Below are 13,455 nucleotides of genomic sequence, written 5' to 3' on the forward strand. Positions count from 1 at the left end.
TTAAACCCCGGCGCGATATGCCGTCGTCGAGGTGTCGATGAAAGATCAGACCATGCGGCCTTCGCGACGCGAATTCGTGAAGTGGTTGTCGGCAGGCGGCATCTCGGTCAGCCTGTCGCATCTGGCGCTGGCGAAGGAACCGGCTTTCGCGACCCGCGAGACGCTGCCCGGGCGCGGCCATTTCAATCCGGCGGAAAAGGGCGCCGGCCGCGTCGACGGCGTGGCCAAGGTCACCGGCGCAAAGCTCTATGCGTCCGACTTTCGCGCCGCCGACATGCCGGGCTGGCCCGCGACCACCGCGCACGCCATCCTGGTCCGCGCCGATGACGCAACGCATGTCTATGCCGGCATGGACCTCGCCCGCCTCGATGGTCCGGCAAAGCCGTCGGTTGTCGTGACCGCTGCCGATCTCGACCGGATCGGCGCGCGGGTCCCGGAATTCTACACCGGCGACCTGTTCTGCCCGGTCGGCAAGACGCCGCTCTATCTCGGACAGCCGGTCGCGCTGTTGATCTTCGAGCAGTTCGACGCTTTCGACCGCGCGCGCCTCGCGCTGCGCGACGGCGGCTTCGTCAAATTCGGCGACGAGACCGGGCCGGTCATCCTGCCGAACTACGGCGCGTATCGCTTCACGCGCATCGCGGGCGTCACGCCTGACGCGCCCGACGTCTATTCGCCGATCCTGGCCGGCTGGGTTTCGCCGAGCCGCATCCAGAACGCGGCGTTGCCGGTCTGGCTGCCGCTCGCCAAGGAGACCAAAGCCGACTACGCCAAGGCCGCGACCCATGGCGAAGCGGTCCGCGCCCAGCTCGCCAAGGACGATCCGACACAGCTCGTGCTCGACCGCGAGTTCGAGACCCAGTCGGTCGATCCGATGTTCCTTGAGCCGGAGAGCGGTCTCGCCTGGTACAGCGACAACAGCGGCAATCTCGAACTGGTGCTCGGCGTGCAGTCGCCCTATGAGGCGACCGAGTCGATCGCCTTCATGCTCGGCAAGGCCCGCCCGCCGTTCCGGCCCTCGCACATCAACGCGCAGTTCGCCCATGTGGGCGGCGGCTTCGGCGGCCGCGACCATACCCCGTTCGTGCTTTACGTGGCGCTGGCGGCGATGTTCTTCCCGGGCCGGCCAGTGCGGCTGGCGCAGGACCGCTACCAGCAATTCCAGGGCGGCATCAAACGCCACCCGATCAAGATGCGCTCGCGGATCGGCATCGATCGCGCGAGCGGCAAGATCACCGCGTTCGCCGCCGACCACGTGCTCGACGGCGGCGGGCTTGCCAACTTCTCGGCCAATGTCGCGGTCGTCGCCGCGACCGCCGCGATCGGCATCTACGACATCCCCAAGGTCGACGTCACCACCGTGGCGCTGCATTCGCGCGGCGTCACCGCAGGCTCGATGCGCGGCTACGGCACGCTGCAGACCATGACCGCGCTCGAAGTCCTGATCGACGAGGCGGCGAGCGAGCTCAAGGTCGATCCGATCGCGTTCCGGCGCAACAACGCGCTGAAGCAGAATGGCCGGACCATGACCGGCAATCCCTACATCGTATCTGTGCGCACGCCAGACATCCTCGACAAGCTCGAGAAGCATCCGATCTGGCGGCAGCGCGCCGACTTCAAGCAGAAGGCGCCGGAGGGACGTCTGGTCGGCACCGGCGTCGCCTGCGTCACCAAGGATTACGGCTCGGGCGCGGATTGCTCGCTCGGCCGGGTCGAGATCGATCCCGAGGGACGGATCGCGATCCACTGCGACCACGTCGAGATGGGCAATGGCGTCGGCACCGCGCTCGCCAACCGGGTCGCGAGTCATCTCGGCGCCGTCGCCGACGAGGTCGCCGTCTCCCGCGTCGACAGCTATGACGCGCTTGGCCTGGTCACCTCGGGCGATCCCTACACGATGGATCAGAAGACCCAGGATATCGCCGAGAAGAATCCGCGCTGGGTGCCTGCGATCAGCTCGGCGACCAGCGCGTCGATCGGCGCCCATGTCGGCACCCACTCCTCGGCCGAGGCGGCCCGCGTCATCTTCCGCTTCGGCCTGTGGCCGGCGGCGCTCGAGCTCTGGCACATCGCCAAGGCCGATCCCCGCGCCCGCCAATGGGACAAGGCGCACTGGCAGGACCGGCAGCTCGTGCTCGACGATCTCGCACCGCTGCCGTTGGCAAAGCTTGCCGCGACCGCACATACGCGCGGCTTCGTCACCGGCGCCATCACGCACAGCTTCTCGCGCTGGGCCTGGTCGCGCGCCCGCTTCCCGCTGTTCGGCGAACAGTACCGCGCCGAGATCGACGCGCTCGCTGTTCGTCGCGGCCGGAGCCGGTTCGAGCGGATCGACCGAACAAGCGTGAAATTCCCGCCGACCGACAACAACCGGATCGGCACCGCCTACACCTCGATGTGCGGCACGCTGGTCCGCGTCGAGATCGAGCGCGCGACCGGCAGTTTGGGCATCGCCAAGGCCTACAGCGTGTTCGAATGCGGCCAGGCGCTGGTGCCTGAAGTGGTGCTCGGCCAGTCGCATGGCGGGTTCGCGATGGGCGTCGGCTACGCCTTGCTGGAAACCCTGCCGCCGTTCGAAGGCGGCCCCGGCAACGGGCAGTGGAATCTCGGCCAGTACCTGATCGCGCGCGGCTCCGACCTGCCGCTGCACGATCTCGAGATCGAGATGCTGCCGCCACTGACGCCGGACGAGCCGCCGAAGGGCATGGCCGAGGTGGTGATGATCCCGATCGTGCCGGCGCTGCTCAACGCCATTAACGATGCCACCGGTCACCGCTTCCGCTCACTCCCGGTGACAACAAGCCTGCTCAAGGGAGCGCTGGCGTGACGACGCTCAACCTCACCATCAACGGCCAGAAGCACGGCCCGATCGAGGTCCGCGACGACCTCTCGATGAACGATTTCCTTCGGGAAATGCTCGGCATGACCGGCACCAAGTTCGGCTGCGGCGCCGCGCAATGCCTGAGCTGTGCCGTTATCATCGATAATCCCGACGGCACGAGCTACACCACCCCGACCTGCGTGGTGCCGGCGGCGAATTTCGACGGCAAGGCGATCCGTACCGTCGAGGGCCATGCCAGGGACGGCGAACTCTCGGCGTTGCAGCGCGCCTTCATCGACCACTTCGCGTTCCAGTGCGGCCATTGCACGGCCGGCTTCCTCAACGAGGGCCAGGTGCTGCTCGAACGGCTGGCGAAGACGCCGGTGGCGCGGGACCAGCTCGAAAGCGTCATTGCAGATGCGCTCGACGGCCATCTGTGCCGCTGCACCGGCTACATCAAGTATCACCAGGCGGTGCGCGACGTGATCCTCGCCGATTCCAAACGCTATCTGACCGCCAACAAGTGAGCGCGCGCGCAATGCCATCGGAAACGCGGTTTCGGATCGTTGCAGTGCTGACGGCGCTCGCGACCAGCCTGTGCGCAGGCTACGCGGCGTCGGAGAGCGCGAGCCACGCCCTCGCCGCGCCGGAAAGCTTTGCCGGCATCGAGAATGTCGAGCAGCGCTCGGCGGCGATCTTCACCGAGCTCGGCAAGGTTCTGACGCATCCGCGCTGCACGAACTGCCATCCCGCCGGCGACAGCCCGCGGCAGGGCGATATCAGCCGCATGCATCAGCCACCAGTGACGCGCGGTGCCGACGGCCACGGCAAGGACGCCATGCGCTGCTCGATCTGTCACCAGCACGCCAATTTCGATCCCGGTCGGGTGCCGGGCCACCCGGAATGGCACCTTGCGCCGCGCGAGATGGCATGGGCCGGCAAGACCGTCGGCGAGATCTGCGCGCAGATCCGCGACCCCGCACGCAATGGCGGCCGCAAGGTCGAGGAGCTGATCGAGCATATCGGCAAGGACACGCTGGTGGGCTGGGCCTGGCATCCCGGCTTCGGCCGCGCACCGGCACCGGGCACGCAGGCGCAGGCCGGCGCACTGGTCGAGGCCTGGGTGAAAACCGGCGCCGCCTGCCCGCCTCCGTAACGACGCAGCGTCCGAACTAAAGCATGATCCGGAAAAGTGCGAAGCGGCTTTCCGAAAGATCATGCTCAAACAAAGAGCTAAAGCGCGATGACGATTTACCCAAATCTCATCGCGCTTAGTGGCGCTTGAAATACTGCACGTCGCGCTCGTGCTTCTCCGCCGCCGCGCGCGACTTGAAGGTGCCGAGATTGCGGCGCTTGCCGGTCTTCGGATTGACCTTGCGGGAATAGAGTCGGTACTCGCCGGAACGCAGTTTGCGGATCATGACATCGCCTCGCCAATGCTTTTCGCATGTCAACGACATGCCGCGGCGAGCGTTCCAGTTCGGTTAGAAGCAGAGATTGGTCACGGCATTGCCGCGCTTGTCCTTGATGACATAGGGACAGCGGGCCCGCTCCAGTGCCTTCTTGGCATCCTCGTCGCCGAGCGCCGCAGCCCGCTCGTAATAGGCTTTTGCGGCATCGCTATCCTTCGGCCCGCCGCGGCCAGCCTGCGCGAAGGCGCCCATCCGCTCCAGCGCACCGGGATGGTTCTGCGCAGCGGCCTTCTCAAACAGCGCCCGCGCGCCGGCATCGTCCTGCGCGCCGCCCTTGCCTTCGGCCAGCATCATGCCGAGCTGGTACTGCGCTTCGGCATTGGTCTCGGCGGATTTGGCGAGCAATTCGCGCGCGCGTGCCGGATCGACAGCCGCACCGCCGCCGCCGAGCGCCGCGAGATTGCTGACGCCGCGCGCGTTGCCGGCCTGCGCCGCGCGCTCGAACAATTTGCGGGCCTGCGCCTCGTCTTTGGCAACGCCGGTGCCGTTGCCGTAGAGCACGCCGAGCTCGACCATCGCCGACGTCGAGCCCTTGTCGGCCGCCTTGCGCCAGGCCGACATTGCTTCGGCGGTCTGCCGGTTGGCGGCATAGGCCCGGCCGAGCTCGTACATCGCCCGGCGCGACGATCTTGCCGCCACCGCGCAGTACTTGATCGCGGTCGCGATGTCGGCCGACGCGATGTCGGGCACGCCCTTCACGTCGGCCGGCTTGTCGGGATCGGTGGGATCGGCGGCAAGCCGGTCGCACAGCACGAGGTCGGCCGATTGCGCATGGGCAAGCATGGGCGCGGCCAGCGCCACAGCGAAGACAATCGCGTGAAGTGGTTTGAGCATGACCAGCAGGTTGCGTCGCGGTGCGGGCGAATTCAAGGCTCGAGCCCGGTCTCGCGCAGCACCGGCGCGACATCGGCCGACGACAGATAGCGCAGCAGATGATCGGCGACCGCTGCGCGCTGCGACGCTGCCATGCGGCCGGCGGAGAACACCGCCGGGGTCTGCAAATCCAGCGGAATCGGCCCGACGACCTCGATGCCCTCGATCTGCTTCAACTCGCTGATCTGCTGGATTGCGAGATCGGCGTCGCCGCTGACGAGCTTCTCCGCGGTGAAGCCGCTCGGAATGATCACCGCCCGCATGTTGATCGCCTCCACAATGCCGAGACGCTCGATCAGCTGCGCGAACAGGATGCCGCTGGCGCCGAGCCGCGAATAGGCCACCGCCCGCGCATCGAGCAGCGCCGCACGCAGCGCGGCTTCAGTCGCGATGTCAGGATGCGCGGCCCCCGCCTTCACCGCGACGCCGACATAGGAGCGCGCGAGATCGACGGCACTTTCCCGCGCAACGCGGCCCTCGCCGATCATCTCATCAAGGCCCTCGCGGGTCAGGATCACGAGATCGGCGCCCTCGCCGCCGCGCAGGCGTTCGAGCAGTGCCAGTGTCGGGGCGAAATCGGCGTCGATCGCAACGCCGCTCGCCGCCTGATAGGCGGCGGCAAGCCGCGCGACGGCGCCCTTCAGCGCCAGCGTCGAAAGAACGCGAACCGAATTGCCCATATGGCCTATGCCCGCCGCATCAGCTTGAGCGCGGCCGTGAGGCGCAGGCTGCGCTTGCCGGCAAGCGCGGTCGCCTCCAGCACGGCGCCCTCGGCGTCGCAGGTGCCGGCAAAGCCGATGCCGACCTCGTGGCCGCCAAAGATCGGATTCTCGCCCATCGCCGATGTGTGCTCCTGATTGAGGATCTGGCCCTTCCAGCGGCCTTTCTCGGAGGTGTAGGTGCCGAGATAGTAGAAGAAGGCGTCGCCGCCGAGGATGCGGCCGTTATTCAGCAGCATCACGCCGGTGAGGCCGCCGTCGACCCCGTCGAGCACGCGGATGTGAATCGAATAGAGCCCGTTGATAACACCACCCTCGCCGACCCCGCCGGCGATCGGGATGTCCTCCCCGGTGATCGGCGTCATCACAGATTGGAACGGCACGCCGGGCAACTCCTTCAGCTCGCCCTTGAAGCGGTAGAGGTCGCCGTCTGGCCGGCCTTTGGCAATCAGCGTGGCGTCATCGGTGCCGGCCATCGCGCGGTAGTTCGGATCGGGGTTGTGGCGGACGGTCTGGATCTCGACTGCGACCTCGTCGCCGGCTTTCTGGTAGGTGCCGATATGGGCGAACGCCGAATTGCCGCCGAGCATCTTGCCGTCGCCGACATACATCACGCTGCGGCCGACGGCGCCGCCGAGTTCGAACCGGACCTTGTAAAACCCCTCAAACAAGCGCCGCGTCCCCGGCAGCCAAGACGTACCCGTTATCTAGCGCGGTTCATAACGCAGCGAAACCGGTTTCGGCGGAACGCCACCTGCAAAGGGTATCGCTAAATAGCGAAGGTCCGCCAAGGCTGTCGCTCTGGCGGACCCGATTTGCGGTACCGGATGGCTCCATCCGGGTCCGATAGCAGCTTAGGCCGCAGCCATTTAAGCCGCAGCCTTGGCGCCGGTCGGAACCTCGGAGATCGTCTTCAGGATCTGCGAAGCGATCTGGTAGGGGTCACCCTGGGAGTTCGGGCGGCGGTCTTCCAGATAGCCCTTGTAGCCGTTGTTGACGAACGAGTGCGGCACGCGGATCGAGGCACCACGGTCAGCCACGCCGTAGCTGAACTTGTTCCAGGGCGCGGTCTCGTGCTTACCGGTCAGGCGCTTGTCGTTGTCCGGGCCGTAGACGGCGATGTGATCCATCAGGTTCTTGTCGAAGGCCTTCATCAGGCTCTCGAAGTACTCCTTGCCGCCGACTTCGCGCATGTACTTGGTGGAGAAGTTGGCGTGCATGCCCGAGCCGTTCCAGTCGGTATCGCCGAGCGGCTTGCAATGGAATTCGATGTCGATGCCGTAGCTCTCGGTGAGGCGCAGCATCAGGTAGCGGGCCATCCACATCTGGTCAGCGGCGGTCTTGGAACCCTTGCCGAAGATCTGGAATTCCCACTGGCCCTTCGCCACTTCGGCGTTGATGCCTTCGTGGTTGATGCCGGCCGCGAGGCAGAGATTGAGGTGCTCTTCGACGATCTTGCGGGCGACGCTGCCGACGTTCTTGTAGCCGACGCCGGTGTAGTACGGGCCCTGCGGCGCCGGATAACCCTCTTCCGGAAAGCCGAGCGGACGGCCGTCCTTGTAGAAGAAGTATTCCTGCTCGAAGCCGAACCAGGCGCCTTCGTCATCCAGAACGGTGGCGCGCTTGTTCGAGACATGCGGCGTCTTGCCGTCGGGCATCATGACTTCGCACATCACCAGCACGCCGTTCTCGCGCGCGGCGTCGGGATAGCAGGCGACCGGCTTCAGCACGCAGTCAGAGCTGTGGCCTTCAGCCTGCTGGGTGGACGAACCGTCAAAGCCCCACAGCGGAAGCTGTTCGAGGGTCGGGAACGACGCGAATTCCTTGATCTGCGTCTTACCGCGCAGGCTCGGCGTCGGCGTATATCCGTCGAGCCAGATATACTCGAGCTTGTACTTGGTCATTGAACCTCTCTGTTGATGATGCAAATCCGTGAGGAACCGAAAGCCAGTCGGCCGCCGCACGCGTACCCGGCCACCATCGGCCGGCTCTTACTAAGCAATTAAAATGCCAGTCGCTGCACTGCGGCGGCCGCCCGGCCGCGGATGTCCACAGCGGAGATCGCATTTTTTTCTGCGACATAGCAGCGCGGCTGGCATGCGCCGCGGTCAGTCAAAATCTTCTCCCAGCGCCCTCCGCCGCCCGTTTCTGCAGCAAATTCGGCTACGGCATCGCCTGCCGCTTAATGCGGCGGCAGCGCGATGTGACAGTTCGTGTCCAACGGTCGGGCGCCCTGCAACCACCGTCACGGCTCAAGCGTTGCTCAGCTGCATCCTGCCTCACAGGAAGCAAACCCGAATCTGCCTACGAATTAGCCAAACAATGACTATTTCTTGGTCACTTGCACCCCGCCCAGCCCGGGCCGATATCGAAACTACGGTAACCACACGCGAATGAGTCGGGCGCACCATGGAGGCTCGCTCCGGCCAAAGGAGACTTTGACATGATCACCACGGGCCAAAGCCAAGGACCGATCCAGGGATCGGCAACGATCTATCAATTCCCGGCAGGGGGCCGCGCGGCTCTTGGCGGACGCCGCTACGGCGAGGCGCGGACCGCGCTCGAACTCGCCGCTGAAGTCGAGACCTCGGCCTGCAGCGAGAGCTGGTACCATCAGGCGGCCATCGACGACGCCAAGCCGGGCCGCGATCACTGATGCCGACGCGACAGAGAGGCGTGACGCAAAAACGTCAGACAGCAGCAGAGCAATAACAAGGGTCGGAACGCGAGCGTTTCGGCCCTTTTTTCATGCCAGCTCGCAGGTCGTCGCCGGCCGCCTCGCATGCCGGAGCCTGGCAAGCCCAGCCCGGTTGATCTCGAGCGTGACCCCGCCACCCCTGTAGCGTGTGCCCGTCAGCGACAGGCGCTTCTTCAGCGTCACCGCCTTGCCGTCGAGCTGTAGATGCGCGCGCGTATCCCCGTTGAAGAACCCGGCAATGAACTGCGTGCCGTCGGCACAGCGATAATTCCGGAAGGCGGACTGCGCCGACACGTTCGCGGAACCGAAGAGCTCGAAAAGAATTGCGCCGATGACAATGGCGCCCCCGCGATAAGTCATATTCTCCCCCTGACGGGCCGGTTATAGACCTGTCTGCGCCGCTATTCCTGCGCCAAGACCTCATCAGCTGCAACAGGCCCGCCCGATGTCCGAAGCCCCTGCCCGTCATCTCAATCTCGCCGGCGCCAGCAATTTTCGCGACCTCGGCGGCTACCAGACGCGCGACGGGCGGACGGTGCGCTGGCGCCAGATCTTCCGCTCCAACCATCTTGCGCATCTCACCGAGCACGACGTCGCCGTGGTGCGCTCACTCGGGGTCAGAAGCGCGTTCGATTTTCGCGGCGTCGCCGAGCGCGCCGAGGCGCTGTGCGGCATGAGCGACGTCACCGTGCATTCGCTCCCTGTCGAGCCGACCGTGGTGGCTTCGCTGCGCGAGATCGCCAGCAACCGTCAGCTCTCCGAAGCCGATGCGATCGACGTGATGCGTGATTCTTACCGGGGCTATGTGCAGGACAACACCGCGCGCTACCGCACGCTGTTCGCCCATCTATTGGAAGACCGGGCGCCGCTCGTGATCCACTGCACCGCCGGCAAGGACCGCACCGGCTTTGCCTGCGCGCTGATCCTGCATGCGCTCGGCGTGTCCGATCAGGTGATCGCGGACGACTATCTCCTGACCAACCAGTTCTACAAACGCGACCCGGCCCACAGCACCGAGCTGCCCGATGATGTCAAGCAGGTGCTCGGCACGGTGCGCGCGGCGTTTCTGGAGGCTGCATTCGAGGCGATCGATGCCGATTACGGCAGCCTCGACGGTTATTTCCGCGACGGCCTCGGGCTCGGCGAGGCCGAGCGCAAGGCGCTTGAAGGCCGCTATCTGCAGGCCTGATCCGTCCGCGCGACAGCGTTTTCGAGCGGAGTGGACACCGGTTCGCGTGAAGAAAACGCGGCCAAGCCGAAAAGCTCAGGCCGCTGCGGCCTCGAGCTCGAGCTCCGCATCGAGGTCGGCAATCACATCCTCGAACGCCGAGATCGCCTGCTGGATCGCCGCGATCTGCATCAATTCCCAGCTGCCCACTGGTCCCTTGCGGTTTTGCAGCGCCACCACGAGATCGCGCCGCTGCTCCTTAAGCTGAACGAGCGGTAAACCGTGGTCCGGAAGATTTCCCATTCGCATAACCCCTACCTTGGCTGGAGTTCCGCTTCTAAGGAAAGGGTTCTGCAAACGACTTACGGAACTGCTGCAAATTTTATCCATCCGGCCCTACCCCGTAGTCTTACGTAGTCGGCGTCACGTGATCGCCTCCGGCTTCAATGCGTCGTCGATCGCGCCGAACAGCGACTGGGTCACGCAATTGGTCGCCCACTCGCTGGTGTGAAGCTGTCCGCCATCGTCGAGCTCGCCAAGCGGAATCCCGTCATCGGTCCAGCGCTTCATCAGCGCGAAGCGGCTGAACAGATTCACCTTCCTGCTTGCGGCCACTTCGGCGATCATCGGCATGATCACGTTGGCGAGATTGAGCGCAGCTTCCGTGCCGACGATCGCCTGCGTGTACTGGGAATCCATCACGACCACGTCAAGCGGAAGCGCTGCGAGCACGTCGAGCCCCGCCTCCAGCGTGGCGCGCACTTCGGCGGGATTGTAGCTCTTGTAGACGGCGTTGGTGCCGACCTGCCAGATCACCAGCACCGGCGCCTCAACGGTCACGTCGGACTCGATGCGCGAATACTCCTCCGGCGCCTCCTGGCCGCCGATCCCCCGGTTGATCACGTCGATCATCCGGCCGAAGAAGCGTTGCCGCAGCAGCATCTCGAGCCGCGGCGGGAACGGCAGGATGTTGTCGGCGCCCGCGGTCGACGACGATCCGAGCGCCACCAGCTTGATCTTGCGCTGATGCCGGAGCGCATCCGCGAAGTGCGGCAGCTTATGTCCGAATTTGACGAGATCGAGATGGGTTTCGCACGGTCTGGGCGTCGGCATCGCAAACATCCTTGAGGCGAATGAATTGATGAATGCGCGCAGTAGGAGGCGAAATTGGCGGCATTGCAAATGAATTCCGCCTGATCATAGTGGGCATTCGTTTGCTCGCGAATGCGGAGACCGCCATGCACGGAAAAGCCATCGTCATCACGGGCGCGCTCGGCGCGCTTGGCAAAGTGGTCGCCACAGAGGCGCTGGCGCGCGGCGCGCGCGTCGCCGGCATCGATCATGCCGCGTCAACGCTTGCGGCGACGGCCGACCATATCGAGCTGGGCGGTGTCGACCTCACCGACACCGCGCAGGCGACCGCGGCGATCGACAAGGCGGCCGCGCATTTCGGCCGGCTCGACGGGCTGATCAACATCGCCGGCGGCTTTACCTTCGAGGCGGTCAGCGACGGCGACCCGGCGACCTGGCAGCGCATGTATGCGATGAACGTGATGACGGCGCTCAACACCTCGCGCGCCGCCATCCCGCATCTCACCAAGTCGGGCGCCGGGCGGATCATCAATATCGGCGCACTCGGCGCCTTGCAGGCCGCCTCCGGCATGGGTCCCTACGCCGCCTCGAAGGCCGGCGTGCACCGCCTCACCGAGTCGCTCGCCGCGGAACTCAAGGGCAAGGTCACGGTCAACGCGGTGCTGCCCTCGATCATCGACACTGCAGCCAATCGCGCCGCGATGCCGAAGGCCGACATCTCCAAATGGGTGACGCCGAAGGAGCTTGCCGAGGTGATCCTGTTCCTCGCCAGCGATGCCGCGAGCGCCGTCACCGGCGCGCTGCTGCCGGTCAACGGGCGGGTTTAGACCCGCCCCTCTCCTGGACGCCTTTCGGGTCGATCCGGCCAATGCTATATGTTCGTGATGACTACTGCAGAAGACATCGAAAAGGCCGTCGAACGGCTGCCTCCTCGTGAGCTGGCCCGCTTTCGCGCCTGGTTTGAAACGTTCGATGCCGAACGTTTCGATGCAGCGATCGAACGCGACGCAAAGGCCGGGAAACTCGACGCCTTGGCGGACGGGGCCTTGGCAGTTCATCGCGCCGGACAGTCGCGCGACTTGTGAAGCACTCGGCCTCCCCCAAATTTTGGACTGCCTACGAACAACTACCCGTTCCAATCCGCGAGCTTGCCGACGCGAACTTTGCGCTGTTGAAGCGCGATCCACGTCATCCATCCCTACAATTCAAGAAGATCGGGCGATTTTGGTCCGTTCGGGTTGGCTAGCGTTATCGCGCGCTCGCTGTCGAAACAAACGAGGGATATCTCTGGTTCTGGATCGGCTCTCACGCAGAATATGACCGCCTGATCAGCTGACGCCGCGGGCGCGGCCAGCATCGGCAGTTCAATCCGCTACCAGCAGCCGCAGTTTCGACCTGAAGCGGATGCTCTGCTTGCCGGCGAGCGCCATGCCGTCGCCTTCGGCGGTCTGATCGGTATAGGTGCCGGTAAATCCGATCGTAACCACCTTGCGTTCCCACACCGGGCGCTCGCCATAGGTCGGCGAATGCTCCTCGTTGGTGACCTCGCCCTTCCACTTGCCGTCGGCTGCGGTGTAGCTGCCATAGGCAAAGAAAAACGAGTCGCCGCCGCGCATCTGTCCGTCGCGCAGCACCATGACGCCCTGGTTGCCGCCAGAGACGCCGTCGAGAAATTCGACGGTGATGTGATAGAGCCCGTTCCGGATCATGAGCTGCGCCTGGTCCCGGTTCCGACAATAGCCGCTCGGCCGTGCCTTGAGCAAATTCCATCCGCTTCGGCGGACGCAATTCCGCGCTATGCTGGCGCACCGAGTCGCGGCCGGATGCCGCAGGAGCCTGCCTGTTGGAAACCGCGCTTTATCTGCCCGTCAAACGCTTCCTGGAAAAGCTCGGCTTCACGGTGAAGGGCGAGATCGGTGGCTGCGATCTCGTGGCGTTGAGCGGCGATGATCCACCGGTCGTCGTGGTCGGTGAACTCAAGCTCGCCTTCAATCTCGAACTGATCCTGCAGGCGGTCGATCGCGCCGGCGCCGCCGACGAGGTGTGGATCGCGGCAAAGGTGTCGGCCCGCGGCAAGGGCCGCGAGAGCGACGCGCGCTATCGCAATCTGTGCCGGCGGCTCGGCTTCGGCATGCTCGGCGTGACCGATCGCGGCGACGTCGAGGTGCTGGTGCCGCCGCCGACCGCGGCGCCCCGCCGCAATCCGAAGAAGCGTTCACGCCTGATCACCGAACACCGGAAGCGCAAGGGCGATCCCGCCATGGGCGGATCGACGCGGGCGCCGATCATGACCGCCTATCGTCAGCAGGCGCTGGCCTGCGCCTCGGCGCTGTCGGATGGGCCCCGGCGGGTGCGTGACCTCCGCGCGGATATTCCCGACGCCGGCAAGATCCTGCTGCATAATGTCTATGGCTGGTTCGATCGCGCCGAGCGCGGCATCTATGTGCTGACCGATGCCGGCCGCGCCGCGCTGAAGCGCTGGCCGCAGCAACAGATGAGTGCATCCGGGGCAGAAGCCACCCCGTAGAGCATGATCCGGAAAAGTGCGAAGCGGTTTTCCGAAAAGATCATGCTCAAACAAGAACCTAAAGCGCGATGATGACCTGGCTTCA

General features: G+C 65.2%; 17 protein-coding genes. 8 read left to right on the plus strand and 9 right to left on the minus strand.

Features of this window, described 5'->3' with window-relative positions:
- The first annotated feature begins 52 nt into the window (after window positions 1-52).
- From IF803_RS19535 to IF803_RS19545, 3 genes are read left to right on the plus strand one after another with little or no spacing between them, the layout of a single operon-like run.
- On the plus strand, window positions 53-2,827 hold the full coding sequence (locus IF803_RS19535; protein ID WP_461193191.1) for a xanthine dehydrogenase family protein molybdopterin-binding subunit: 2,775 nt from the start codon (window positions 53-55) through the stop codon (window positions 2,825-2,827).
- On the plus strand, window positions 2,824-3,348 hold the full coding sequence (locus tag IF803_RS19540; RefSeq protein WP_461193153.1) for a (2Fe-2S)-binding protein: 525 nt from the start codon (window positions 2,824-2,826) through the stop codon (window positions 3,346-3,348). The genes IF803_RS19535 and IF803_RS19540 overlap by 4 nt, the downstream gene beginning before the upstream one ends.
- An 11-nt stretch (window positions 3,349-3,359) precedes the next feature.
- Window positions 3,360-3,977, plus strand: coding sequence for an Isoquinoline 1-oxidoreductase subunit (locus tag IF803_RS19545; protein WP_461193154.1), 618 nt, complete (start codon window positions 3,360-3,362; stop codon window positions 3,975-3,977).
- Between the two features lie 115 nt (window positions 3,978-4,092).
- Here IF803_RS19545 and IF803_RS19550 read toward each other — a convergent pair whose 3' ends face one another.
- From IF803_RS19550 to IF803_RS19570, 5 genes are all read right to left on the minus strand, one after another.
- Complete coding sequence (locus IF803_RS19550; RefSeq protein WP_016843021.1) at window positions 4,093-4,242, minus strand: hypothetical protein; 150 nt, start codon at window positions 4,240-4,242, stop codon at window positions 4,093-4,095.
- A 63-nt stretch (window positions 4,243-4,305) separates the two neighbouring features.
- Complete coding sequence (locus tag IF803_RS19555; protein WP_461193192.1) at window positions 4,306-5,127, minus strand: tetratricopeptide repeat protein; 822 nt, start codon at window positions 5,125-5,127, stop codon at window positions 4,306-4,308.
- A 32-nt stretch (window positions 5,128-5,159) separates the two neighbouring features.
- Window positions 5,160-5,846 carry a substrate-binding domain-containing protein gene (locus tag IF803_RS19560; RefSeq protein ID WP_461193155.1) on the minus strand — a complete coding sequence of 229 codons (687 nt, stop codon included), beginning with the start codon at window positions 5,844-5,846 and terminating at the stop codon, window positions 5,160-5,162.
- Window positions 5,847-5,851: 5 nt separating this feature from the next.
- Entirely contained in the window at window positions 5,852-6,556 is a 705-nt protein-coding gene (locus IF803_RS19565; protein ID WP_461193156.1) for a GrlR family regulatory protein, read from the minus strand.
- Window positions 6,557-6,754: 198 nt separating this feature from the next.
- Entirely contained in the window at window positions 6,755-7,789 is a 1,035-nt protein-coding gene (locus tag IF803_RS19570; RefSeq protein ID WP_024581543.1) for a glutamine synthetase beta-grasp domain-containing protein, read from the minus strand.
- Between the two features lie 539 nt (window positions 7,790-8,328).
- Here IF803_RS19570 and IF803_RS19575 point away from each other — a divergent pair.
- Complete coding sequence (locus tag IF803_RS19575) at window positions 8,329-8,541, plus strand: DUF2735 domain-containing protein (RefSeq protein ID WP_028344850.1); 213 nt, start codon at window positions 8,329-8,331, stop codon at window positions 8,539-8,541.
- Between the two features lie 90 nt (window positions 8,542-8,631).
- Here the strand turns inward: IF803_RS19575 and IF803_RS19580 are convergent, their stop codons facing one another.
- A complete protein-coding gene (locus tag IF803_RS19580; RefSeq protein ID WP_028344849.1) occupies window positions 8,632-8,943 on the minus strand; it encodes an MliC family protein in 312 nt (103 codons plus the stop codon).
- A gap of 85 nt (window positions 8,944-9,028) precedes the next feature.
- Here IF803_RS19580 and IF803_RS19585 point away from each other — a divergent pair, with 85 nt between their 5' ends.
- On the plus strand, window positions 9,029-9,772 hold the full coding sequence (locus IF803_RS19585; protein ID WP_028344848.1) for a tyrosine-protein phosphatase: 744 nt from the start codon (window positions 9,029-9,031) through the stop codon (window positions 9,770-9,772).
- Window positions 9,773-9,847: 75 nt separating this feature from the next.
- On the opposite strand, the gene IF803_RS19590 is transcribed toward IF803_RS19585, so the two are convergent.
- Complete coding sequence (locus tag IF803_RS19590) at window positions 9,848-10,054, minus strand: hypothetical protein (protein ID WP_035634033.1); 207 nt, start codon at window positions 10,052-10,054, stop codon at window positions 9,848-9,850.
- A gap of 120 nt (window positions 10,055-10,174) precedes the next feature.
- The gene (locus IF803_RS19595) at window positions 10,175-10,864 is read right to left on the minus strand and encodes an SGNH/GDSL hydrolase family protein (protein WP_411783708.1); all 690 of its coding nucleotides are present in this window, start codon (window positions 10,862-10,864) and stop codon (window positions 10,175-10,177) included.
- Window positions 10,865-10,989: 125 nt separating this feature from the next.
- Here IF803_RS19595 and fabG point away from each other — a divergent pair, with 125 nt between their 5' ends.
- On the plus strand, window positions 10,990-11,670 hold the full coding sequence (gene fabG, locus IF803_RS19600; RefSeq protein ID WP_028344847.1) for a 3-oxoacyl-ACP reductase FabG: 681 nt from the start codon (window positions 10,990-10,992) through the stop codon (window positions 11,668-11,670).
- Window positions 11,671-11,718: 48 nt separating this feature from the next.
- A complete protein-coding gene (locus IF803_RS19605) occupies window positions 11,719-11,928 on the plus strand; it encodes a hypothetical protein (protein ID WP_411783709.1) in 210 nt (69 codons plus the stop codon).
- 279 nt (window positions 11,929-12,207) lie between these two features.
- Here the strand turns inward: IF803_RS19605 and IF803_RS19610 are convergent, their stop codons facing one another.
- The gene (locus IF803_RS19610) at window positions 12,208-12,552 is read right to left on the minus strand and encodes a GrlR family regulatory protein (protein WP_035634127.1); all 345 of its coding nucleotides are present in this window, start codon (window positions 12,550-12,552) and stop codon (window positions 12,208-12,210) included.
- Between the two features lie 134 nt (window positions 12,553-12,686).
- On the opposite strand from IF803_RS19610, the gene IF803_RS19615 reads away from it, so the two are divergent.
- Window positions 12,687-13,370: a DUF2161 domain-containing phosphodiesterase gene (locus IF803_RS19615; RefSeq protein ID WP_304499997.1), complete on the plus strand. Its 684-nt coding sequence runs from the start codon at window positions 12,687-12,689 to the stop codon at window positions 13,368-13,370.
- The last annotated feature ends 85 nt before the right edge of the window (window positions 13,371-13,455 follow it).

The sequence above is a fragment of the Bradyrhizobium sp. UFLA06-06 genome, from assembly GCF_054820065.1.